Origin of the sequence: Pediococcus sp. M21F004 (genome assembly GCF_051122535.1) — a bacterium.
GTDB classification, from domain to species: Bacteria; Bacillota; Bacilli; order Lactobacillales; family Lactobacillaceae; genus Pediococcus; species Pediococcus inopinatus.
Genome location: NZ_CP177314.1, coordinates 1236881 through 1262396 on the forward strand (window position 1 = coordinate 1236881; position 25516 = coordinate 1262396).

At 38.0% G+C, this 25516-nt stretch carries 22 protein-coding genes; 5 read left to right on the plus strand and 17 right to left on the minus strand.

Annotation, left to right across the window (positions count from 1 at the left end; translation table 11 throughout):
* Positions 1 to 45: 45 nt before the first annotated feature.
* The 8 genes from ACLHK8_RS06385 to ACLHK8_RS06420 form a co-directional block, all read right to left on the minus strand.
* Positions 46 to 849, minus strand: coding sequence for a Cof-type HAD-IIB family hydrolase (locus ACLHK8_RS06385; protein WP_057774938.1), 804 nt, complete (start codon positions 847 to 849; stop codon positions 46 to 48).
* Positions 850 to 997: 148 nt separating this feature from the next.
* Positions 998 to 1258, minus strand: coding sequence for a hypothetical protein (locus ACLHK8_RS06390; protein ID WP_057774935.1), 261 nt, complete (start codon positions 1256 to 1258; stop codon positions 998 to 1000).
* Positions 1259 to 1407: 149 nt separating this feature from the next.
* Positions 1408 to 2676, minus strand: a complete 1269-nt coding sequence (locus ACLHK8_RS06395) for a sensor histidine kinase (protein WP_063696525.1) — start codon at positions 2674 to 2676, stop codon at positions 1408 to 1410.
* Positions 2676 to 3362, minus strand: coding sequence for a response regulator transcription factor (locus ACLHK8_RS06400; RefSeq protein ID WP_057774931.1), 687 nt, complete (start codon positions 3360 to 3362; stop codon positions 2676 to 2678). Before ACLHK8_RS06400 ends, ACLHK8_RS06395 begins: the two co-directional genes overlap by 1 nt.
* A 109-nt stretch (positions 3363 to 3471) precedes the next feature.
* On the minus strand, positions 3472 to 4128 hold the full coding sequence (locus tag ACLHK8_RS06405) for an ABC transporter ATP-binding protein (protein WP_063696523.1): 657 nt from the start codon (positions 4126 to 4128) through the stop codon (positions 3472 to 3474).
* 147 nt (positions 4129 to 4275) lie between these two features.
* Positions 4276 to 5736, minus strand: a complete 1461-nt coding sequence (locus tag ACLHK8_RS06410) for an ABC transporter permease (protein WP_057774926.1) — start codon at positions 5734 to 5736, stop codon at positions 4276 to 4278.
* Positions 5737 to 6471: 735 nt separating this feature from the next.
* The gene (locus ACLHK8_RS06415; protein WP_105782238.1) at positions 6472 to 7401 is read right to left on the minus strand and encodes an IS3 family transposase; all 930 of its coding nucleotides are present in this window, start codon (positions 7399 to 7401) and stop codon (positions 6472 to 6474) included.
* Complete coding sequence (locus ACLHK8_RS06420; RefSeq protein WP_063698703.1) at positions 7350 to 7886, minus strand: helix-turn-helix domain-containing protein; 537 nt, start codon at positions 7884 to 7886, stop codon at positions 7350 to 7352. Before ACLHK8_RS06420 ends, ACLHK8_RS06415 begins: the two co-directional genes overlap by 52 nt.
* On the opposite strand from ACLHK8_RS06420, the gene ACLHK8_RS06425 reads away from it, so the two are divergent.
* A complete protein-coding gene (locus ACLHK8_RS06425) occupies positions 7780 to 10098 on the plus strand; it encodes a DUF6056 family protein (RefSeq protein WP_434520239.1) in 2319 nt (772 codons plus the stop codon). The genes ACLHK8_RS06420 and ACLHK8_RS06425 overlap by 107 nt on opposite strands.
* 352 nt (positions 10099 to 10450) lie before the next feature.
* Entirely contained in the window at positions 10451 to 10855 is a 405-nt protein-coding gene (locus tag ACLHK8_RS06430) for an iron-sulfur cluster biosynthesis family protein (protein ID WP_434520240.1), read from the plus strand.
* A 73-nt stretch (positions 10856 to 10928) separates the two neighbouring features.
* Here ACLHK8_RS06430 and ACLHK8_RS06435 read toward each other — a convergent pair whose 3' ends face one another.
* From ACLHK8_RS06435 to licT, 6 genes are all read right to left on the minus strand, one after another.
* Positions 10929 to 11804, minus strand: coding sequence for an ROK family protein (locus tag ACLHK8_RS06435; RefSeq protein ID WP_434520241.1), 876 nt, complete (start codon positions 11802 to 11804; stop codon positions 10929 to 10931).
* Between the two features lie 123 nt (positions 11805 to 11927).
* Positions 11928 to 12506 (minus strand): elongation factor P, encoded by a 579-nt coding sequence (efp, locus tag ACLHK8_RS06440; RefSeq protein WP_057775292.1) that lies wholly within the window; start codon positions 12504 to 12506, stop codon positions 11928 to 11930.
* Positions 12507 to 12809: 303 nt separating this feature from the next.
* Complete coding sequence (locus ACLHK8_RS06445) at positions 12810 to 13457, minus strand: FMN-dependent NADH-azoreductase (protein ID WP_434520242.1); 648 nt, start codon at positions 13455 to 13457, stop codon at positions 12810 to 12812.
* 132 nt (positions 13458 to 13589) lie between these two features.
* Positions 13590 to 15032 (minus strand): glycoside hydrolase family 1 protein, encoded by a 1443-nt coding sequence (locus tag ACLHK8_RS06450; RefSeq protein ID WP_434520243.1) that lies wholly within the window; start codon positions 15030 to 15032, stop codon positions 13590 to 13592.
* Between the two features lie 14 nt (positions 15033 to 15046).
* Positions 15047 to 16948, minus strand: coding sequence for a PTS beta-glucoside transporter subunit IIBCA (locus ACLHK8_RS06455; protein ID WP_434520244.1), 1902 nt, complete (start codon positions 16946 to 16948; stop codon positions 15047 to 15049).
* A gap of 93 nt (positions 16949 to 17041) precedes the next feature.
* Positions 17042 to 17881 (minus strand): BglG family transcription antiterminator LicT, encoded by an 840-nt coding sequence (licT, locus tag ACLHK8_RS06460; protein ID WP_057775282.1) that lies wholly within the window; start codon positions 17879 to 17881, stop codon positions 17042 to 17044.
* Between the two features lie 411 nt (positions 17882 to 18292).
* On the opposite strand from licT, the gene nagE reads away from it, so the two are divergent.
* On the plus strand, positions 18293 to 20290 hold the full coding sequence (nagE, locus tag ACLHK8_RS06465; RefSeq protein ID WP_323714717.1) for an N-acetylglucosamine-specific PTS transporter subunit IIBC: 1998 nt from the start codon (positions 18293 to 18295) through the stop codon (positions 20288 to 20290).
* A 58-nt stretch (positions 20291 to 20348) separates the two neighbouring features.
* Here the strand turns inward: nagE and ACLHK8_RS06470 are convergent, their stop codons facing one another.
* Entirely contained in the window at positions 20349 to 21497 is a 1149-nt protein-coding gene (locus tag ACLHK8_RS06470) for a glycosyltransferase (protein WP_063698531.1), read from the minus strand.
* Positions 21498 to 21515: 18 nt separating this feature from the next.
* Positions 21516 to 22889, minus strand: coding sequence for a sugar porter family MFS transporter (locus ACLHK8_RS06475; RefSeq protein WP_063698533.1), 1374 nt, complete (start codon positions 22887 to 22889; stop codon positions 21516 to 21518).
* Positions 22890 to 23755: 866 nt separating this feature from the next.
* Here ACLHK8_RS06475 and ACLHK8_RS06480 point away from each other — a divergent pair.
* On the plus strand, positions 23756 to 24250 hold the full coding sequence (locus tag ACLHK8_RS06480; protein ID WP_057775438.1) for an ABC transporter permease: 495 nt from the start codon (positions 23756 to 23758) through the stop codon (positions 24248 to 24250).
* A gap of 153 nt (positions 24251 to 24403) precedes the next feature.
* The gene (locus ACLHK8_RS06485) at positions 24404 to 25045 is read left to right on the plus strand and encodes a helix-turn-helix domain-containing protein (RefSeq protein ID WP_323714719.1); all 642 of its coding nucleotides are present in this window, start codon (positions 24404 to 24406) and stop codon (positions 25043 to 25045) included.
* A 20-nt stretch (positions 25046 to 25065) separates the two neighbouring features.
* On the opposite strand, the gene ACLHK8_RS06490 is transcribed toward ACLHK8_RS06485, so the two are convergent.
* Complete coding sequence (locus tag ACLHK8_RS06490; RefSeq protein WP_063698536.1) at positions 25066 to 25290, minus strand: hypothetical protein; 225 nt, start codon at positions 25288 to 25290, stop codon at positions 25066 to 25068.
* Positions 25291 to 25516 lie beyond the last annotated feature (226 nt).

Here is a 25516-nt window from a genome sequence, read left to right on the forward strand (position 1 = left end):
CCGAAGCAGCCACAATAGCCTCGGAAGTTTTTTGTGTTCAATTCTTTACCACTGTTTTAATAAATTCTCAATCGTAACAAGAACGCCATTTTGGTCATGATCAGGCGCTACATCGTTTGCGATTGCCTTTATCGTTTGCGGCGCATTAGCCATCGCAAAACCAAGCCCAGCTTCTTTGAGCATTTCTGCATCATTGCCACCATCACCAAAAGCGACCACATTAGTCATTGGTACATGGAGCTGACTAGCGACACGCTTGATGGCGTTCGCTTTATGTGTATGCGGAATAATCAGGTCAATATCACCATGCCCTGATGAAACAGGCAACAACTCTCCGGCTAACTCATTTTGAAGCATTTTTACAATTGACTCTGTTTGCTCATCTGGACAAGACATTCCCAGTTTCAAAACCGTATCATCAATCTCATCCCAGTCTTTTACTGACTGCAATTTATAATAATATCTAGCGGTCATTTCAGAAAATGATTTTGGCTCAGAATCTAGAATATAAGCACTGTGAACTGCGCTAACAATCGGATGCACATCTGGTAAACTATCTAAGAATTGAATCGCATGCTGATATGCAGCTGGATCCATTTTTGCTGAATACATGACTGATTCATCTGGTTCTTTTACTAAGGCCCCATTATCGGAAACAAACCAAATAGTCGAAGCTGTTTTGGGGAAGAACGCCCGTAACTGCGAATCTTGATTTCCACTGGCAACCACGAAAGTTACATGTTTTTCCTGCATTTGAGGATACAATTTTAAAAAATAGTCATGATCAAAATCCTGGTCACTATTTAAAAAAGTTCCATCCATGTCAACGGCAATTATTCTATCTGTCATAATCTTCTCCTCCAAATGCACTAAAATTTATTTTCTAGTGCAAACGTGTCTAAAAAGTAACTGGTCATAAACTAATTACTTTTTTTAAACACTTCTTTTTAAATCATAACAGAAGGCGCTTACAAATTAAAGTAAGCGCCCGGTATTTTTATGCTAATTTTTCGTTACTGTTCACAGTTTTATTTTTCATCGCTTGAATATATTTTTTCCCAATCACTACGCGACCATTAAAGACTTTAATGCGCATTAACGAACGACGATCCTCTTTACAAACCGTATTCATATCAAGTTCGATTAAGTACGTATTCTCGTATTCTTTAATTGCTCGCCCGCTAAAACCATTTTTAATCATTGGGCATTGGCTGCAAATAACCTCAAATCGTTGATAACTGCATTCTTCATCTCGCATGATCATCCCTCCAAATTTCTTATAATTATTATAAGGTAGACTTTAAAGGAAAAGTATGAATTTTTCATGAAGACCATGTAATTAAATTATGAATCACCAAAAAACATGCTGCTTATTTTTCCTCAGAAAAAAGCAACATGTTTCTATTTTTATTTTGCAACTGGTAATAACACGGTGAAAATTGAACCACCACCTGGATTATCAGTTATTTTAATATGGCCATTGTGTGCTCTGACGATCCATTCAGCAATTGATAAGCCTAACCCATTACCGCCTGTCTGTTTATTCCCAGATTTTTCTTCACGATAAAAACGCTTGAAAACTGATTTCTTATTTTTATCGCTAATTCCGATCCCAGTATCGCAAATCTGAATCTTTAAATTACGATTTTCAATACTACTATTGACTGTAATCGTTGCGCCAGTTGGGGTGTATTTGATCGCATTATCCAACAGAATAACAATTAATTGATGTAACCTTTTGGCATCAACCAACACAGGTTTATCCACATTAATTGAAGTTACTAATTTTTTGTCTTCGCTCTCAATCAAATCCGTATAAGGTTCCAAAATTTCATTCATAAATTCAGAAAAGTTAACTGGTGCTTTTTCTAACGTAATTACGTTGGAATTTGCCCGTGCTAGCGTCAGCATATCGCTGGTTAGTCCATTTAGCCGCCGAATTTCCGAAAGCGACATGATGATGGCCCCAATTTGATCTTTAATCGTATCATTGGGCTTTGTCATTAAACCTTCAAGCTTATTTTGAATAATTGTTAACGGAGTTCTGATTTCATGAGCCGCACTGTCCACAAATTCTTCTTGTTGTTTCCACGCTTTTAACACCGGCTTCATGTTGTACCGTGAAATGATGTAACTAATGATGAACACAATCAGCCCAAAGATAATCAAGGACGCCAAAAGTAGGTCTTTAAAGCGATTCACACCCTGAAGTTCGGGCGTTACATTTTTTATAACTAAGACATATTTTGGTTGTTTACTGGCTTTAAGTAATTTGTCATCCCCACGTTTCATGGTCATTTTGGAACGCACCTTCACGTAGGCACAACGCAACGTTGTATCTCCCGACTTTATATTGAAAATTCTATTAAGCTGGTTTTTATTGACCTTAATTTTAGAAACCGTGCTCGCCATATTGTTCAAATACTGCGAGTTTAGAATCTTTCCCTTAGAATTATAATAGACCGTAATTGTTTGAAAATCTGGCGGTCCCATCATATTTGTACTGTTCGCGGCCATTTGTGTACGCTGTGTCAACGTACTATCAATGCTGTTATACGTATTGCGCTGGTAAAACAAAAAAATGATCGTTCCAAGAACTGTAAAAATAATTAAAAAACTGAAAAATTCCAACAGAAACAGTCTAATTTGCTGCTTTCTATTTACTATTTTATCCATTAATTCACTTCCAAAAGAAATCCTACATTACGTAAAGTTTGAATTAGTTTGGGACGGCCTGCCTTTTCTAATTTTCGCCGTAAATTACTAATATAAATATTTACGACATTAATCGTTGTGTCTGAATCCATCCCCCAAATCCGATCAAAGATTTGTTCTCGAGAAACAATAATATTCTTATTTTGTGCCAAATAAGCGAGAATCTCGTACTCTTTTCCCACAAGCTTTAAAGGTTGATCATCCACCATCACTTGACGATTTTCCGTATTTAACCACATGTTATCATCAACTAACAAGCGTTTATCATCTTGATAAACCCCGCTTCGTTTGAGTAAAGCTTTCACGCGCACGATTAATTCTTCACGATGAAATGGCTTCGTTAAATAATCGTCGGCCCCCGTGTCAAAACCCGTGATTTTATCTTCCAAACTATCTTTCGCCGTTAAAACTAACACTGGTGTTTCAATTTTAGCTTCGCGAACTTTTTTAATGATTTCCAAACCGTTCATCAGCGGCAACATCAGGTCAACGATCAGCAGGTCATAAGGTTCTTCCGTCGCCAAATATTCGCCTTCTTCACCATCAAACGCCTGTTTGACTGAACCAATATCAACTAAAAAGTCACGCACGCTGTCTGAAAGCTGATGATCATCTTCAATTAATAATATTTTTACGATATCTGTCATCTTGCATCCCTAATTTCTTTCATTTTTTATCTCATATCTATTCTAACCTATAAAATGAGGTTAAGACAAAGAATAATATTGTCCTAACCTCATCTCTTCGCATTTTTAGTTAGGAAACCACAAATTTACGATCCTCTAAACTAATTTTTACATCACCCTGATCCGCAATTTCTGGATCATGAGTCACAATAATCACTGTTTTATGATGCTCATGGGCCAAGTCTTGGAATAATTTGATAATCATTCTCGAATTTTCACCATCCAAATTTCCAGTGGGCTCATCCGCGATGACAATGTTGGCATCCACCAACATGGCACGGATAATTGCGACACGTTGTTGTTGGCCTCCAGAAAGTTTTTGCACATTCTTCTTAGCGTCCGTTTCTTCAATCCCGACACTCTTTAATGAATCTAAAGCATACTGTTTTTCGCCTTGGTGTTCAGAGTCGGTCACCGAAAGTGCCGTCATAATATTGTCCAAAGCAGACATGTACGTCAGCAAATTATACTGTTGAAACACGATGGCTACCTTATGTTTGCGATAATTGGTCGCACCTAGTTTTTTAATATTTGTCCCATCTAGAAATATATCACCCTTTTGGGGCTTATCTAAGCCCGCAATAAAGGATAGGAAAGTTGTTTTTCCAGAACCTGAGGAACCAACAATTGTGTAAACTTTATCAGAATCAAAACTTAAGTTTACATCTTCATACAGCGGTTTATCGGCTTTTCCATACCAGTGGGTTAAATTTTTAACTGTTAACATTTCGTCAACTCCTCATATTTTGCATTATCTGGTCATTCCGGTATTGGTATATGGAACAGTGTGGATCACTGACACACTTGACATGCCAATCCTTCCACTCCAGATACATTTAAGTTTTTTAATTAGTTAAATTACTCTTAATCACATTTATTCACCAATCAATATATCTTTTGGTCGCAACCTCAAAATACTGATAGCTGACACACAGACTGCTAAAGCTATGATTACAAGCCCCATCCCACCTAGTTTAATCACTGAACTTGGCGTGATACTTGTGTTTAGCGTCTTCAATGCTTTTTTATTTGATGCACTAGTTGTCGTCGCGGATTGTGTTGCCATGCCACCGCCACGCATACCGCCGCCGGCCTGACTTGAGCCAGGAGCTCCGCCACCACCAGGTCCACCAGTCGAACCTGTGGTGCTTGAAACCGAGGTGGTCTGCTGCTGGGCTAATAATTGGTTACCAACCTTGTTGCCCACAAAACTCCCTAGCAGAAGGGCCACAACCATCGCACCAATTAAAATAACGAATAATTCGGAGAACAATTGACCGACAATGTGCAATTTAGATTCGCCCAAGGAAACCAAAACTCCGATTTCTCGTTGGCGCGTTCTAACGGACAAGATAATGATCAACGCCAAAATAATTGTTCCAGCAATCGCAACTAACCAAACAATCTTCTTAGCAAAAGATTGCACGTTTTTCATTGGTTGTAACAATTGTTTGTAACTGGCATCGTCTGAACTTACTGAAAATGAACTACTGTTTATAATGCTTTTAATTTTTTTAGTGGTTGATTTTTCTTTTGCTGAATTTTCAAGCGTATATGTCACCGTGCTTGATTTACCCTCTGTACCCGTAATTGTTGCAGGCAGCGTGTAGCTGGTATAAATCGTGTTACTTGGTTCGCTACCCGGCGCAGTACTGCTGGTTGATTTTGCTTTGTAAATTCCGACAACTTTTAATTTAATTGATTTCTTACCTGAAGTTGTCATTTTAACTGTAATTGTGTCGCCGACTTTAATACCATTTTCCGTTGCCAATTCTTTTTCAATTACAACGTTTTTCGTATTGGCATCACTAGTGGTAATATTCCGCCCAGAAACGATTTTATTCGATTTAGAAACGAATGTTGAGGTTAGTTTAGTACTTGAAACCCCATCAATACTGATATCACCAGTAGAAGCGCTACCTTTCATACCACCGCCGCTCATGCCACCAGAAGTGCCAGTAGTCGTGGATACCGTATCAAACGAACTGGCGTTTACAGATGCCGTATTCGTAATATTATAGTAGGCAACAGTATTTAAACTACCAGCCTTTTTAATTTTAGTGTTAGATACAGTAGGCGTCGTGATCGTCTTTGGCTTGGATTTAGACGAACTAGAACTCGGTCGCATCTTTGAAAACATCTTTTCTCGATTAGCCGAAACACTAATCGTGGTACCTGCCGATTTTGTCACACTATTGGTTGCTGACACTGCGGCGTTTTGAATAATGAGTCCTGATAATACAAAAACCAAAATTGCTGACATAATGAGCAGCAACAACAAACTCTGACCTTTTTTATGGGTCAAGTAAAGCATTGACCGTTTTAAATAATTCATTTCCTCATCTCCTCGTATTGATGAGTTTCATTTTACGAAGCCTACGTTAAACGAAGATTAAGGGCTGTGATTAAAATAAAATTCTTGTGGCCGCAGTTCTGGCCGCAAGAATCATGGCACTACTCCGCTCTTTCGTTGATTTTCGTACCGAAAATCTTTTATGCTCCGGACGTTGTCCATTCTTGTGGCCGCAGTTCTGACCGCAAGAATCATGGCACTACTCCGCTCTTTCGTTGATTTTCGTACCGAAAATCTTTTATGCTCCGGACGTTGTCCATTCTTGTGGCCGCAGTTCTGACCGCAAGAATCATGGCACAAAAAAACCGAATCACATTCGCGGTATGATTCGGTCTATAAGCTAAATAAATAGCTTTCAATAATGTAAGTTAATTTTTACAGGGGAGTTGAACATATGGAAAATATTCCATCATCTTCCAAATTTGGAAGGTTTTAAAAACCCGCCTCCTTCTTTAATGAATATATTCATAATATGACGCCGACTTTAAACGAAGATTAAAAGTAACAAAAGAATCCAAATTTCTTTTTATACAGAAGGAAAAGCCTGCAAGCTACGACTTTTCACGTAATTTATGCATTTATGATATCATCCTTATGCTACAATTAATTGAAACATTAAAATCGGTTTAATAGACAGGATAGGTGCGTTTATCGTGAATAAAAAATTGTTATATTTAGCACGGATTATGAAGTGAACCCATAAAATTGGACAAATATTTATGCTGCTCTCTGAACGGCGAGTTCTCGGTATTTTACCGGGGACTTGCCGTTCAATTTTGTTTTAATTCGACGATTATTATAAAAACCTATCCATTCGGTCATTGCTTGGATTAAGCTAGCTTTATCTTCAAAATGTTCATCCATCATTTCAGCTTTCATAATGTGAAAGAATGACTCCATCGCCGCATTATCAAGACAAGTTGCTTTACGTGACATGCTTTGATAAGCGTGATGTTGCTTTAAAACCTGCTGCCAGTGTCGATGTTGATACTGAAAGCCTTGGTCAGTATGGACTGTTGTCCGGTAATTTAGTTTTGGTAGCTTTTCTAAAGCCTCTTTAAGCGGTTTAATTGCGAATTTAACTGTTGGATGTTCACTAATATTGAATGCTAGAATTTCTCCAGAAAACAAATCAAGAACTGGTTCGAGGTAAACTCGTTCGTTCATTCCCATGTTTCCATATCTGAATTCACTAACGTCTGCGACGAGCTTTTGATAAGGTCTATCGGTTTTGAAGCGTCGCTTTAAGCGATTAGCGGCGATTTTACCCACTAAACCTTTATATGAATTATATTTTTTAGTTTGTCGATTAAAGGCATGACACAACCACCCGTGTTCCTGCATAATTCGCAAAACGCGTTTATGATTAACTTTAAATCCTAAATCATGTAATGCATTTGTAAGTCTTCGATAGCCGTATTTTTTGGTGTATTTTGGATCTTTTTGGCGAATCTCGTCTATTGCTTGAATAATCTGGTCATCATCAAATTTACGTCTCTCATGACTCTGAGTGTAGTAATAGGTACTGCGTGGAATTTGGATTACTTTAAGAATCAGTTTGATAGAAGTTTGGAATAGTTGCCTTAACTCGATGGCTATTTCTGAGATTTCTTTTGTACTGATTTTTTCCGAGTTAAGGCCTCTAATTTTTTTAGGTAGGTGTTCTCAATCTTTAACATTTCATTTTCTTTTTGAAGCTGTTTTAAATCCTCTTTGGCTGTGGAATTGTCCTTTTGGACAATGGGTTTGCGACTTTTATTCTTGTGTTTTACCATGTTCTTGGCGTTGCCTCGCTTTCGCTCTAGACCCACAATTCCTAATGCCTTAAACCGACTTTCCCATTGCCAAATGGTACTCGGCGAGGATAAATTAAAATGTAAGGCAGTTACTGGAAGCGAGGCCTGATTTTGTTTTCTCCAGTTTAATACATCGACTTTGAACTGGCTAGCATATTCTAAATCCATTGCTTTGCGTTTAAGACCGTTAAGGCCAAATTTCTCATATCTTTGAATCCAATTTAAAACTGTGGCACTACTACCAATCCTGTATTTGTGTGCTAATGAATTAACGGGCAGACCACCTAAATATTCAGTTACTACTTTCACTTTGAAATCAAAATTAAATTTAACCATAAAAGAACCCCCAAGATTAGATTTTATCTGTCCAATCTTGGGGGTTCACTTCATTATCGGTTTTGGCATAATTATATTTTTTGTCTACATTTTATTTAAACAATTAAACGATTATACCGGCTATTCGGCCGATGATTATCTTTACCACTTTTTCTTTCAAGGGGAGTGGCCAACGCAACATTTACGTGGCATTCATAATCCACTAGATTTAATCCAGTCTATTCAAAATCACACCCGCCTCAATAATGGCCGTTTTGTTGCTCATACAGGCGTGCAGTTATTTATGCAGTTTCCAAAATCAGTCTATAACATTGCCAATAGCGTCGTTTACGTTTTAGTAGGTCTATTGATCAATATTCATGTTTTTGGACGACTTAAAAAGCTTCGGGTCAGCTACCTAGCTTTGACTTTTGCCTTGATGTGGATTTGCTTACCTGACTTTGGCACTTCAATTTTATGGCTATCTGGTGGTTTTAACTATCTTTGGGTAGCACTAATTTACCTAGGTTTCTTACTACCCTACCGCTTTAACTACCATGCCAAGCATCCCCGTTTAATGTTTATTGGGATGCTGATCCTTGGCTTTTTGGCCGGTGGTACAAACGAAAACACAGCTCCCCTAACCCTATTCGTCGCCTTTGTTTTTACTATTTTTGATTGGAAAAATAGTCAGCTCGGCTGGAAATGGGCTGGCGGCCTTTCTGGTGCAGTCAGTTTTATTGTCTTAGTTATTTCTGGCATGAACCAAGTGGCCGTTCGTGGTGATCAATTCGACATCGCTAGCTTAATTAGGGGCACACTTAAATATTCAGGGACATTACTTTTAGTTTTAATTTTATTAGCCAGTTATTTATACATCCAGCACCATGCTTACGGGCGTGATTTTAAATGGCACGAACAACGTAGCTATTTTGCCGGTGTAATTTATGCGGTTGGTGGATTTTTAGGGATTGTAGCTTTAGTTGTTTCCCCACAAATTCTTAGTCGTGTATTTTTTGGCCCCAATGTTTACTTTATCATCGCCCTTTTAAGTCTTCTTTACGATCATGCTAAACTCAGACAAAATTATTGGTTACCGCGTATACTGCCAGTTATTGCGACAATAATCATTGCCTTTATTAGCATTCCCATTTATGACAATGCCGTGAAAACTAATTACCAATCCTTTACTTATTGGAAAGCCGGCGACACCATTGCCCGAACTGATTACAAGCATAATATCATGCACGCAAAGGTCCCAGGCATGCCACCTGTCACTGATGATCATAATATGTATCTTTCTTCAACCTATGTTAGTCCTGGCAAGCCTAATAAGCAGTGTTTTAACGTTTGGATGGCGCGCTATTACGGCCTTAAATCGGTCACTATCGATAATACGTTATCACCTGCCAAGGTGCCAATCAATCGAAAGAGCATTACTTGGCGAACCTACCAATGGTTAAACCATTTCCACAGCCAAGTCTTAAAAACTTTTCAATCAAAATCCGTTCACGCTGCGACCACTATGAAAACAGCTTATCTACGTTATGTTGACGAATCAGGCAAGCAGGTCGGAACTGAACCAATTAGTGGTAATGTCGGTAGCACGTTTAATATCAGTCAGGCTTCCGTTGGAGGCTACACAACAGTTACTAATAATCCGCAAAGCTATACTTTTACAAACGCCGCAAATCAATCTATCACAATTCATGTAAAAAAGACGCCCAAACAAACTAGCGCCAAATTAGTTTATCGCATTAAAAAAACGAATAAAATTGTTGGCACAGAACCAATTAGCGGAAAAGTGGGACAGGCTTTCGATCTCAGTAATGCTTCGACTACTGGGTATACAACTACAAAAGAGGCTCCTGATTCCTACACATTTACTAATCAGGCCAACGCCGACGTCAATATGTGGGTACGACCGAGTTTACAAGGCGTCACAATTAATTATTTACAAGGTCACAAACAAATTAAGCAGGTCTTTGTTCAAGTCAAAACCGGTGACACATTTAAAATTGCTGCTCCGTTAGGTTATCGATTACAAAAGAATCAGGCGAGAACTTTAACAATGCCAGCCGCGGGGTTGGGGATCTTAAAAATTCAAGTTCACAAACGATCGTTTTGGCAGCGTATCATTTTAAATCCGGTATCACGTTGGTTAATTATTGGTGGAATTATTTTTGTTGTTTGGGATTCGTTTATTGCCTGGCGACAAAGTAAACACGATTAAACGTGACACTACGTTGGCTCTGGTGATCTTTGGACAGAAAAAGACCGAATCACATTCGCGGTATGATTCGGTCTTTGAGCTAATTGAATAGCTTTTAATGATGTAAGTTAATTTTTACAGGGGAGTTGAACATATGGAAAATATCCATCTTCTTCCAAATTTGGAAGGTGAGAAAAAATCACTTCTTTCTTAATGAATAAATTCATATTAAAGCCCCTACTTTAAATAAAGATTAAATACGCAAAACTTTTTAAAAATTACTTTGAGCAGTCTTCTTTACTTATTTAAAGTAAGCTAGTAAACTTAGTGTGTTGTCAAAGTTACAACAAATATTTGAGAGATGGTGAGCATAATGAAAATCAATATTAAAGATGAAGCCCAAACATATTTAGCAAAGAAGATTCCCGCTGGTAAGCACGTATTTTTAGCTTTAGATGATGGCTCCAGTAAGTTTTCAAAATTAGGTGGCTCCTGTTCGATCGGTAATAAGTTTCAATTAGTTGTCACTGCCCAATCAGACTCAGATTACGCGGTGGCTCTTGACAACAACGCTGATCTCTACATGACCACTGGCGATCCAGAAACAACTTTCCTTGGTAACGGCTTGGCACTTGATTACAAGAATGCTTCTTTAAAGCTTACTGATGATAGTGGTGTTTTAGATGGTGCTGTGACCGTTGAAAATTACAAAGCACCTACTCAAGATAAAGCAGCAATGAAAGACGAAATGACAACTTTGGGCGGAAAAATCTGCTAATAAGTTTAAAAACCGATATAAACTAATAAATATGAAAAGAGATGGCAAGTTTGTCATCTCTTTTTTGATATCCTTAATTTTTACCATATGTCTGGTCAAAATCAACGACCGCACCCCGTAAATTAGCTTGATCAGTATATTTGCATGCCACAACTTCCGATTTAATTGAGGCAATCTTAACTTCTTTACGGATTTTTTCGATATTTTTATTAATATTTGGAATCAAATCTGGATTATTGGATACTGCCCCACCAATCACAACTTTTTCCGGATCAAAACTATACTGTAAGTTGTATATCCCCTTAGCCAACGTCCAATACATCCTTTGAACGGACTCGATTGCCAGTTCATCACCAGTTTTGGCCAGATTGAAAACTTCCTTACCCGTTTTTTCAGTTTTAGCAATTTGATTATAATGAGCTGCCACACTTACCGAAGTCCCAAGATTGCTGACAGTTTGATCATCACTGGATAACATGTAGCCGAATTCACCACCAAATAAGTGAGCGCCATGCCAAATTTTATGATTTACAATGACCGATCCACCAACCCCGGTACCGATAACAAAAAATACTAAACTATCGGCTCCCTGACCAGCACCATCTTCAAGTTCTGCCAGTGCCGCACAGTTGGCATCATTTTCCATGCTCACTTTTAAACCAAATCGTTTTTCGAGCTCTGGTTGAATCTCAAAATTATGAATATACGGAATAGCGCTAGCGCCTTCAATGACACCCGTTTTCTTATTTACAGCACCCGGCGAACTAATTCCAACCCCGGTGATTTGATAATTTTTCTTCATTGTAAAAACTTCACTAGTTAATACTGAATAAAACTCATCCAGTGTGTGTGGCGTTTTTCGCACAACATGTTCCACCAATTGGTTTCCATCCCAAACGGCAAACTTGATTGAAGTTCCACCGATATCAATTAGACCTAAATTATTCAAAATGAATCACTTCTATCTATTTTATTTATCTATTTACGAAAGCGGATACATTTATATTATACGACAAAAAAGACGACTCCATTTATGAAATCGTCTTTCACTGTTTAAATTTAAAATTGATTACTATTTATTTTCGTCAAACTTGGAAGCACGACTTAGGTAAGTTCCTTTTTGCGTATTAACATCAAGAACTTCGCCTTCCTTGATGAAATCAGGAACGTTAATTACCAAACCGGTTTCCATTGTAGCAGCCTTACCAGATCCGGTTACAGTTGCACCTTTAATAGATGGTTCTGTTTCGGTTACTTTCAATTGAACTGTATTTGGCAAACTGATTCCGATAACTTCAGTATTGAAGTAATCAATCTTAACATTCATGTTTTCCAACAAGTACTTCATTTCATTTTGAATACTTTCAGTTGGAATTTCATATTGTTCATATGTTTCCAAATCCATAAATACGGCAACGTCACCCTGGGTGTATAAGTACTGGGCATCTTTTGTTTCAACAACTGCCTGTTCAACTTTTTCTTCAGGACGCATTGTTTTTTCAACTGTTGAACCGGAACGCAAGTCATATAACTTCATCCGCATAACAGTATTACCCTTACCTGGCTTATGGTGTTCAGATGCAAGCACTTTAATTAACTTGCCGTTTTGTTCAAATGTCATACCTGCTTTAAGATTTATTGCTTCAATCATATTTTTCTCCTCGTGTGTTACTTCGAATTTATTTACAACTACCTTCGTTAAACGATCTCGCTCCAGGACTCATACGATCGACTTCCCTTCGTTTTAATATCCATTGTCTAGTTTAACACTAACGTAATGGCTAAGGCAAAGCGCTTCCGTGTGATACTGCTCATTAGAGTGATTTTATCATTGCCTATTGCACTTATTAATGCCCAGCAAAAGTTTTCATGTGAAACATTTTCATAAAGTAACTTTCATAATCAATTGAACCCACAAAAAAACACAGCTATTTCTCTGCGTTTTCTGGTTATTTTAAAACTCTTTAGCAACCTCTTCCGCCTGTTTCGCAATTAATTCACGATTAGCAGCCATGTCTTCAGGACCACGATGCGAATTACCTTCGCAATAAATTCCTTGGTAATCCTTTATTCCAACTTGCCCCAGCAATGCCTTTAAATAACTATCGCCTAAATCAAGTTTTGCCATAAATTCGTTGTCAGTATGATGATACGTGCCACCGGATGACTGGATGTGAAGTGCCTTTTTGTCATGCAACGTGCCTTCAGGACCATGTTCGCCTTCTACCCACGTTTTGGTAGAAACGATCACCAGATCCAAGTACATTTTCAAACGATTAGGAATAAATAAATTATACATTGGGCTAACAAATACATATTTATCGGCATGAATAAATTGTTCTTGAAGCTTTTGTTGCCGACTTAACAAAATCTGTTCATTTTCAGACAACTCTTGATAAGTTGTTCCGTTGGTCAGTTTTGTCCAACTATCTAGGTTACTGCTGTTGATCTCTGGGACACCCTCTTCATATAAATCATGCACAATAATCTGGTCCTCAGGATGCGCCCTTTGATAAGCCTCAACAAAACGTTCACCAATCACAACAGAATTAGCCACATTCGCAGTTCTTGGATGGGCCTTAATCACTAACACAGTACTCATTTCATCATCTCCATTTGAATTTCTATGCCTTTAAGATACCACAAACCAATCAAAATTCCGCTCAAAGTTATCTGACACAAAAAAACCAGCAAGTCTCACTTACTGATTTTTAAAACAACATATTTTCGTTAGCTATCCTAAATCTTCCCCATTGCTGGCAATAACCTGTTTATACCAGTCAAAAGAGGCCTTTTTATAACGATTTAACGTTCCGTTACCTTGATCATCTAAATCAACGTAGATAAATCCATAACGTTTTGACATTTGTCCAGTTGAAGCACTGACCAAATCAATGCATCCCCATGGCGTATAACCCATCAGATCCACGCCATCAGCCACAGCACCGGCCATTGCTTCAATATGTTCGCGACTATAATCAATTCGATAGTCATCTTGAACATGGAAATTCTCATCTGGTTTATCAACGGCGCCTAACCCATTTTCAACCACAAACACCGGCTTTTGATAACGATTATACAATTCGTTTAACGCAATCCGTAAACCGATTGGATCGACTTGCCATCCCCAGTCACTGGCCTTTAAGAATGGATTTTTAACCCCACCAATTAAGTTTCCAGAAGCTTGCTCTAAACTTTTATCTGCAACATCAACCGTAGCCGACATATAGTAGCTAAAGCCAATATAATCAACCGGGTTAGCTTTAAGAATGGCCAAATCATCGTCACCAATCTCTAGGTCTGAAAAGCTGAATCCGTATTTATTCATCAGTTTTTCCGTGTAGGCAGGATATTCTCCACGAACCTGCACATCTCCACAAAAATGATTGAATGCTTGATTCTGTTCAAGGGTTGCCAATTGGTTAACCGGATTTGAATCATATGAATAGGTTGTGGCATACAACAACATGCAGCCAATCTTCAAATCGGGATCCAATTCATGACCAATTTTAACGGCCTTGGCACCAGAAACAAACTGGTTATGCCAAGCCTGGTAGATATTTTGTTTGTCATTAGCCCCATTCGAAGCGACTAAACCTTGGCCCATCACTGGAAATGTCAGAGCACTATTAATTTCATTAAAGGTCATCCAATACTTAACTTGCTTGTAGTAGCGCGTTAGTACAGTTCTGGCAAAACGTTCGTAGAAAGTGATTAACTGACGATTCTTCCAGCCTCCGTATTTTTTAACGAGATTTAATGGCATTTCATAATGCGAAATTGTAATTACGGGTTCAATACCATACTTTTGACAAGTTTCAATGACCTGGTCGTAGAACTTCAAGCCAGCTTCATTTGGTGTTTCTTCGTCACCATTTGGAAAAATTCGTGACCAAGCAATTGAGAAACGATAACATTTGAAGCCCATTTCAGCGAATAACGCAATGTCTTCCTTAAACCGATGATAATGGTCGATTCCATTATGATTTGGATACGTATACTGTTTTTCATCAATCGTCCAATCAAAATCGGGCTCGTTAACTAATTTGAATCTTTCTGGACCACCGGGTAAAGCATCGGCAATTGATAATCCTTTACCGCCTTCTTTGTAGGCACCCTCTAATTGGTTAGCAGCAGTTGCGCCACCCCACATAAAGTTTTTTGGAAATTTACTCATAATCGGATTCCTCCTTAAATAATATACAAAGCAACATCATCATTGGTAACCGTTGTTTTTTCATTAGATACAATTTCAACAAAATCTTTTGTATTTGTCACAATGATTGGTGTAGTAATATCGTAGCCTGCTTTTTTAATGGCGTCCAAATCAACGTCCATCAACAATTGACCTTTTTTAACCTGATCATTATCTTTCACATGCGCTGTAAATGGTGCACCCTTGAGATTAACGGTATCTAAACCAATATGAATTAACAATTCAATTCCTGTATCACTCTTTAAGCCAATCGCATGTTTTGTTGGGAAAACTGTCATAATTTCACCATCAAATGGTGCGTAAATCTTGCCTTCTTCTGGAATAATGGCAACCCCATCACCCAACATCTTTTGAGCAAAAGTATCATCTGAAACACTCTCTAAATTAATCATTTCGCCTTTAACAGGGCTATAAACTTTCTTTGTTTCTTTAGCACCTGAAGTGACATCACTCGTGACAACTTTTTTAGCATCTGATGTTTCGGCTGCTTTGGCCGTAGCTGGGACTTTTTCGTCGAATCCAAATACCCAAGTCAGGATAAACGTTAAGACAAAGGAAACGATTGCCACGATAATGGCATTAATTAAATTCTGACCATCTGTTTTGCTGACGAATTGAGGTAGTGAAATCAAGGATGGAACCGCGAAAGCAAAGGATTTTAAGTGAACAAATTCCATGAACAATCCAGTAACCCCTCCAGAAATCATTGCGGCATACATTGGTTTCTTAAATTTCAAAGTAACTCCGTAAATCGCTGGCTCCGTAACTCCAGCCAATAAGGCAGAAATTCCGGCAGCACTCGCAACCTGACGGGTATTTGCATTTTTAGATTTAATTGCCACTGCAAAACTAGCAGCACTTTGCGCAATATTAGCAGCTAACATGGCAGGCAAAATCAAGCTATCTGGTGATGCAACTGATGCGGCCAAGAAGATTGGTGCAAATGCCCAGTGCATCCCAGTCATCACAATCAACGGCATAAAGGCTGCCATCAACGCCATTGCTAACCAGCCAGCCTTTCCTTGGATAAACAGAATGATTGCTGACAATAATTTACCAGCGTATGTTCCAATTGGTCCAATTAAGACAAGTGCTAGCGTTCCGGTAATAAACAAAACAAGTAACGGTTTTAAAATACTCTTAAGCGACGCCGGACAAACCTTATCGACACCCATTTCAATATATTTCATTGCCCAAACAACCAATAAAATAGGAATAACGGAAGATGAATAATTAACTAGTGTAACCGGAAGTCCCATGAAATGAACGGCTTTTCCAGCAGTTACCATCGCAATTAAATTGGGATGGATCATCACTCCGGCAATCGTCATCGCCAACATTGGTGTGACTTTAAAATATTGGGCAGCTGTGTATGCCAACATAATGGGAAGGAAGTAGAATGGTGCATCCCCAAAAATGTTTAAAATGGCATAGGTCTGGCCCTTTTCGTTTAACCAACCAAACAGTGGTAATAAGATCAAGATAACCTTGATCATCCCACCACCGATTAGGGCTGGAATCAAAGGTGACATACAAGATGAAATGAAGTTAGCAAAGCGGTTAAACAAATTAACCTTTTCTTTACTGTCGTCCTGATTTTCATCAGGAGTTTGATCTGCGTCTCCAGTACTAATGTTGCCTAATTTTAAAATTTCAGCATAGTAATTGGATACATCGTTTCCCATAATCACTTGATACTGACCTGATTGATGATTAATCCCCATTACGCCAGGAATTTCTTTAACTGCATCATCATCGACAATGCTTTCATCCTTAAGGCGAAAACGGAGCCGCGTCATACAATGAATCAGAGAATTAATATTTTTTTCTCCACCCACTGCTTTATAAATTTGTTTTGCTGAATCTTTATAATCCATGAGATAAAACCTTCCTTTTTCGTTAAATTTCGATAAAAAAAGACCCAAATAGCTAAATAAGCTACTTAGGTCATGCTCAATTAAGATAACACCCTATAAGTTTTTGACGAGGCGACTAATGTGCACCGTCAGATATAATAATTCTGTACTGCTGATTTCGTAGTTATATTTTTCTCGAACAAACGTCTGGACCTTACGAGAACATTCATACGGACCAGCATATTTCTTCTTCAAAGTTTTCAAAAGATCGTCGTCATCATCGTCATAATGCTTATTTTGAAGCACCCGTTGTGCGAAAAATTTCAAATGGGTAATGAAGCGATAATAATTCAAGGAACTCTCATCAAACTCTGTGTGGTAGTAATTTTTCACGATATCTTCGACTTCTTTGACCATGTTCGTCACATCGTACGCAATATTTTGCTCGTCACCAGTCTCAGTCTCCGCGTTGACAAAATGTAACGCCACAAAGGCACTTTCGTCATCTTCCAAGGTAATCCCGAGATCACTTTTAACAACCTCAACAAATTTTTGACCAACCGCAAACTCATCTGGATAAAAACGTGCAATATCCCATTTTAATGGATTCCGTAAAATAATGTTATCGCGATATCTCTGAATCGTTGTGTGCAGATGATCCGTTAAGTTTACATAAATGATCTCGTTTAGTTGCTTACCTAACTTAATTTTTGCAAAGTTGATAATCTTTTCTGCAATTAAAATCTCGTTCATCGGCACGTCAATTACCAAATCCGTGAACTTATTCATCGTGTCTTGATCCTTAATAACAAATGTCTTCTCTACCTTGGAAATATCAACCTCTTGTCCCTTTTTCTTACCAAATGCAATCCCCGGCCCCATCAATAGAACATCCAAACCATCATGATTTTCTGAAATGGCCGTGTTATTGTTTAAAACGCGTTTTATTTTCACAATAATCACCTAAAAAGACTTATCCACTCTAGGCCAAAAAAACTCCCACAGCGAATAAGTCATGCTCAAAATTTTGATAACACCTTATTATATTCAATTAATGTTACGCATCACACATGCTTACCGTTACGTAATAACATTGTGACAATGTATCCATACTACCAGTGAATACATCACATGTCAAACGCTTTCATAATCTTTTTTTATTTTCACCCTAAATGGGGAAAACAAGCTTTCAATCCCATTATAATCGCGAGATTTTCAGGTAAACCAATTTTGAATTTATGTATATAAGCGCCTGTATGTGTCACTTTATGTAACATGACCACTTGCATTTATATTTTGTGTGTCCTACACTAATAAAAGAAATTATTTCCAAAATCTTTCATTTATTTTCAGGAGGCTTTCATTGTGAAAACATATTTTCAGAGATTAGGCCGATCACTACAGTTGCCAGTGGCTGTTTTACCCGCAGCTGCTCTCTTGGTCGGAATTGGTTTTTGGTGGGCTTCGGCCGATAATGGTTTTATCGCCCGCTTCCTTCAAGCCGGTGGTAATGCGATTCTAACTCAATTACCCTTACTGTTTGCGGTCGGAACCGCACTTGGGATGGCAAAAGATAAAGATGGAGCCGCGGCACTTGCAGGTCTTGTGGCCTTTGAAATTCCTACCAATGTCCTAAAAACGAGCTCCGTTGCCACTCTTTTAGGAACCAAAGTTGCTGCAGTTGATCCCTCTTTTGCAGCAATCAGTAACGTTTTTATTGGGATTATGTCCGGCCTAATTGCCGCTGCTTTGTATAATCGTTTCCATGAAACAAAGCTCCCGATGGCATTGTCCTTCTTTAGTGGCAAACGATTAGTTCCAATTCTAGCGGCCATCGTCATGTTGGCGGTTAGTGCTGTTTTGTTAGTCGTTTGGCCACCTTTGTATCACGCCTTGGTTGTCTTTGGTAAGTTCATTGTTGGCTTAGGACCAATTGGAGCTGGTATTTATGCGTTCTGTAATCGCTTGTTAGTACCGACTGGATTGCATCAAGCTTTGAACTCAGTTTTTCTATTTAACGTTGCTGGTATTAATGATATCGGTAAATTTTTGGCACATGAAGGTCCAAAGGGAGTTACTGGTATGTATCAGGCCGGCTTTTTCCCAGTCATGATGTTTGGCCTCCCAGCTGGAGCCTACGCCATTTATAAAAATGCGCGTCCGGAGCGAAAAAAAGAAGTTGGTTCGCTGATGTTGGCCGGGGCCTTTGCTTCTTTCTTTACTGGAGTTACTGAGCCTTTAGAATTCTCATTTATGTTTGTGGCATGGCCTTTGTATGTCTTGCATGCATTCTTTACCGGTCTATCAATGGCCTTTGCCGCCTTCATGCATTGGACCGCCGGTTTCTCATTCAGTGCTGGGCTGGTTGATTATGTGTTGAGTCTCAAGAATCCGATCGCAAATCATCCTTTGATGTTGATTTTACAAGGAATCGTCATGGCAGTAATTTATTACTTTGGTTTTAATTTCGCCATTCAAAAATTTAATTTAATGACGCCTGGTCGCGAACTCGTAACCGATGAAGATGATGATGCTCAGGTAAGCATCCAAACTAGCGACAAGGATGATAAATACTCAATCCAGGCAAAAAAAATCTACGTCGCAATTGGCGGAGCTGATAATATATCGGCGGTTGATAACTGTACCACCCGTCTTCGTTTGCAACTTAAAGATACAGATAAAATTGACGAAGCTGCCATTAAACGAAGTGGTGCCGTTGGTTTAAATAAACTAGATAAAGTTAATTTGCACATTATTATTGGAACTGAAGTTCAATTTGTCGCAGACGCCTTAAGCCAACTCTTCAATGAAAAGCTGCCTCTTTCTAAACTTGAAAGTAGCACTGAAACTAAACCTGATTCTGTAGAAAAGCCCGCTGTAGATTCTTCCATTAAATCTGCTGTCACAAGCGAATTTTATAGTGTAGCTGAAGGCCAATACATGAACATTGAAGATGTCAATGATTCAACCTTCTCGCAAAAGCTATTAGGTGATGGATTTGCCATTGAACCTAAAAATGGGCAGATTACGGCGCCAGTTGACGGGACGGTAACCACCGTCTTTCCAACTAAACATGCGATTGGTTTCACCACTGATTCTGGATTAGAGATCCTCTTGCACATGGGAATTGATACGGTTGAATTAAAAGGTAAACCATTTGATGTGAAAGTGACTGATGGACAAAAAATCAAGCATGGCGATTTAGTTGCTAATGTTGATTTACAAGCAATCAGAGATGCTGGTAAACAAACGCCAATGATGGTCATTATCACTAATATGGCTGCCGTCTCCTTGTTGAAGTTCAACATGGTCAATGCACAAGTTACTCCCGAAACAAAAGTCTTAGAAGCAACTACAAAATAAGATATGTATATAAAAATTGGTACGTGGATTAAAAGTGATCCACGTGCCAATTTTTTGTTTATTTTTCAGAGATCTTATCAACAATACTTTCAAAATCGGTCAAGGTTTGCTTCCATGTAATAGATTGTAAATGAGAAACACCTTTTTGAACCATTGCTTCAAGCCTTGAGACATTTTGTTTTGCTTGTACAAAGGTTTGAGCCAAATCTTTTTCATTGAAACTAGTCTTTAGATACGCGCCATTTGGTAAGAAATATTCACCAGTTCCTTCATTGAAATCAATCAAAGGTAACCCACAACTCATCATTTCAAACGGAACTAACGAAAAGTTGGTCATTGAGGGTGCAATCCCGAAATCACAACGGTTATACAAGTCAATCATTTCTGGTTTCGTTAATTTACCAAGGTTTTCACCATTAATAAATTTAGCATCCTTATCAGTCCCAAAATAATGTAGCTTCAATTTCAATCCTTGCTTTTCCAAAATACTTTGACAATTTTTTAAAGTTAATTGAATTTCAATTGGTGCGCGTCGTGGACTACTCCATTTTGTGTAAACTGCAACATCAATTATTTTTTTATTTTCATATTTAGTGAAATCATGTGCATGGTAGGGATACTGTTCCAAATTAACTGGGAAATTAATCTCATCAATCGGACTAGTCACTTTACAATTTTCGCGAATCATTTTAGCGCACCAAGGACCAAGCGAAACCATATGAAGTCCTAGCTCATACGTCTTCTTTGCCATTTGATATCGATCACCAAATGGATAAAAGTAAGGTTCGTAATCTTGTACAAAGTACATTTTGTACCCCGGTTTATTTTTAATCACATAAGCCGATTCCCACAGCGTTGCCAACCAAATATCAGAGTTATGCACATCAAGCTGTGCCATATCCAAACAAGTACCTTCATAGCCTTCATAATTAAATTCAGCATTTTGTTCCATCTCGTGAACCGTTTGAGGAACGTAGCTTAAGTAATAAACCTGATAGCCCTGTTTACTCAATAACGTTCCCAAATGTAACATGGTCGTTTGACCACCATCATAGGCAATAATTCCCGTAGTCACAAACGTAATCGAATGGTATTTGTCTTTCTTGGTTTGTTTAACAGGTCGATCATTAAAATAATCTAAAATCGAATCATAATCATGAATATCGCCCTGGGGTACATCTGCCGTAACTGTTTTAACTGGTTTCATCATAATTCACCTCTAAATTTATTTCAGCGCTTGAATCCCTTTTACTGTTTGATGACGCTGCTGAGTGTTCGTCAACATATTGTTCTTCGTTTCCGGAACAGCCAAATATACAAATAGAATCGCTAACAATCCGCATCCAGCGAAAATTCGGAAAACTGATGACAATCCCAGTGCGGCCATTAAGCTTGGATAAATCAAACTAACGGCAAAATCAGCTATCCACACAAAGAAAGTTGAAACACTCATACCGACATCGCGAATATCGATGGGAAATAATTCAGATAAAATTAACCAAGTTAACGGGCTAATTAGACCTTGCTGACAGATCAAGAACAACGTAATTAAAATTAAGACCCCAATCGTTAAACTAGTCCCACTGAGAATTCTAGTCACAATACTTAAAGCCGTTAGAATAGCTGTGCTTCCAATCAATCCAATCATCAATAACCGCCTTCGGAAATAGCGACCAACAATTCGAACACTCATGCCAACGCTTAACACGGAAACAATCCCGATGATGACACTACCGTATAAAGAAGAACTCCGAGTTAAGCCAGTTTTTTCCAACATCAATGTCCCATAGTACATAATCGCATTGACTCCGGTAATTTGTTGCACGATTGCTAAACCGACCCCAATTAATAGAAGTTTTATATTGCCCGAAAAAACAACTGAATGTAAATCCCGAGAGGCAACTTCCGGATCAGTTTGAAGTTCAGTAACCTCCGCCTTAGCTTCTTTAGGGCGAAGATATTTCAGCATAACTGCTTTAGCTTTCTTCAAATAGCCCTTTTTCCATAACCAAATTGGGCTTTCAGGAATTGATCGGTTTTCAAAAATCAAGACCCACGCTGGCAAACTAGCCATAAATAACATAACCCGCCAAATCCACATGACGTTTGAAAATAGGCCGCCAATAATCGCATTAACCAAATAGGCTAAAAATTGCCCCAGCACTATTTTGAAATCATTGCGGGTAACAACCATGCCCCGTTTATTAATCGGTGAGATTTCTGATAAGTAAACCGGGATCACCTCGGAGGCCGCACCGACCGCCAAGCCTAAAACAAATCTGAAAATGATAAAAATAACTTTATTGGGTGCCAACGCACATAATAAGTTAGCGCCAATGAATAGACTTGCAATCCATTGAACAACTTGATGCCGACCGTAAGTTTCAGAAATTTTACCAGTAAACATCGAGCCCAAGGCAGCTCCCAAAATTAAAATGCTTGATACTAATCCTTGGCTTGCGGCGTTTAAATTCAATTGAGACGCACTGGACATAAATGGCAGTGCCCCATTGATAACACCGGTATCGTAGCCAAACAACAAACCACCAATCGTAATTACACTAGTGGTGTGACGCAAATTTCGCGTTCTCTGATGCAAAAAAATCACTCCTTAGAAAACAAAAAAGACCCATAGTAATTTAGCCGGGGTGTCACAACGTATCTTCTCCTGACTAAATAATTAATAGCTCTGCTCAAATAAACCGTAACACTGATTTTTTTACACTTCAACGAAACCCACTTATAAAACATCTCTGTTGTCACAAAAAGACATACCACACTGGGTATGTCTTTTGTTGAAAAATCGTCAATCTATAACTTAGATTATCTATAAATAGTTTTTAAATTATACCGAAAATACTTAACAAAAAATAACATTAAAACACTTGTTGCTTTCTTGGCAATTGGGTACAATCCCAATCCAATAATAATCAGAACTACACATGAAACCATTTGATATGCATAAAAACATCCACCTTCAGACCACTGAATTCAAACTTATTAGAGGCTCATTATTAAATGTCAAATTAACTTAATATTTTAAAAGGGGGGGAACTAGAGGTTTACATCTGCGTAATTTGCCGGTTTACACTAATGTGACATTCCGCCTCAAAGGACTGATTCCTGACGGTTGCAAGTGGTTGCCCCCTAGTTTACATTGAAACAAATATTTTTTAAATCACAAATTTAAGTTCAATTTTTCCAAAATATCGTATAGGGCTTTTGTACCGCATTGAAAAAAATCCCTTTCAATCAGGTTTCAGCCTCCTTAATTTGACTTCATAATTTGCTTAAGTTAATTATTCTGAACTTCAGAATCACGTTACTCGCTTCGCAATAAAATATTTTCACGGAGGGCCCAATCTTAGTCCGTAATTGCGAAAGCCAATGTCTACCATCGCCATCACTACCTGATGCATGATTCCTTGTCATCGTGCTCTTTTGGATGACCAGTAACAATCTGGTATGTTTGACCGTTTTAAATCTCTTCCCATCTCTAAGTCAGCTGTTCTAAACGGTCAGGCCGTAGCCTCTGTCATTTTTATGATGACTTCAGTTATCCTAGTTCTGGCAGTTGGCTTCTTAGTTGGTTTCCGTAGTCAAGCATCTTTTTTCGAATGGGTCCTTGCAGCCTCACTACTAATTATTTTTTCCATTGCCATTACCTGGTTATCAATTCCTTTTGCACTAGCCGCCCAGAGCGTTGATGGCGCCAGCGCCTTCTCTTATTTGGTATTAATATTACTGTTCGTTAGTTCCGCTTTTGTCCCCGTTTCCGGTATGCCGAGAATTATTCAGATCTTTGCTGAAAACCAGCCTATGACACAGGTAATTCAAACAATGCGTCAACTGTTAGCCTCACAGCCGATTGGCAACCACGGTTGGTTAGCACTAGCCTGGTTAGTTGGTATTGCGTTAATTTCTTATATTGCTGGAACGAGAATTTACAGGCATGTTTAAGTTCAGCACAAAATTATAACGTTTTAAAAATAAATCAGCCTATAATCGTTATTTTATCACGGTTATGGGCTGATTTTACATTCTACTTATTTACTAATTTCAAGCATAAGAATTCTAATCTGTAGTAAACTAGTACTATGAGGAGCGTTTAGAATGGACATATCAGAAAAGCTCAAACGATGCAGAACAGATAAATCATTAACACAGGCCCAAGTTGCAGAAAAATTACACGTTTCACGAAAAACAATCTCTGGTTGGGAAAACGGCCGTAGTTATCCGGATATCAATAGCTTTGTGAAATTAAGTGATTTATATGGAATTTCACTCGATTTGTTGCTGCGCGATGATCGTGTTCTGAGCTACTACAAAGAACAAAACAAAAAGAACCTTCAAATTCATAATATTGCTAAACGATCCTACATTTTCAACTTTGCTTTATGGCTATTATCTTACGTTGAATTTTTTAGAATTGCAGGGATTCACTTCTTACTGATTCCTACGTTACTTGCAATAAATATTATGATTTTTATGTCTTACTATGACAACTGGAAAAAATTTCATAATCGTAAATATTCAATTATAGTTATTGCTAGTTTTATTCTTATCTTCTTTGTACATACAATGTTGAATACACTTAATATCAGCTTTATTCAACGCTTAACAGATGGAAATGTTAGCTATGTATCTAATTTCATGTTAGGCAGATTCATGCTCATTGCATTAATGACGTTTAGTCTAACAATCGTGATTTTTGGTCATGATATTTTAAAAAGCCAAAGAAACCAAGTTAAATAGTTTATTTCAACTAATTAAATCTACAAACCACTAAGAAACTCAGTCAGTTCATTAAAAATCATAGAAATACCCATACCTAAAAATATAAACGCGTAAATTAATCCACTCCAAAATGCATAGGGTGCAAAACCACTTGTCCCGTTAATTGTATGCTTCCGAAATGCCCTAAAAGTCTTAAAAAAAGCAACGAATTGCCAAATTCCCAGCAAAATAAATACGAGGCCAATCATATTTTCTGGATTCACTCTTGTCACCTCTTAACTTACTTATCTTATTGCTGTTAACAAATACCTGGAAGTATTTGAGTTTTGTTCTTCTTAAGGATACTCTAAATTTCATTTTCATATCGAAAATAAAATCAATTCAAACAAACAAAAAGGACTCGACACTGTTTTCAAAAAAGTGTCGAGCACTTATTATAATTGATTTTTTTATACGTTTCAAAATATCCTAGCATAATCATTTTTCTAA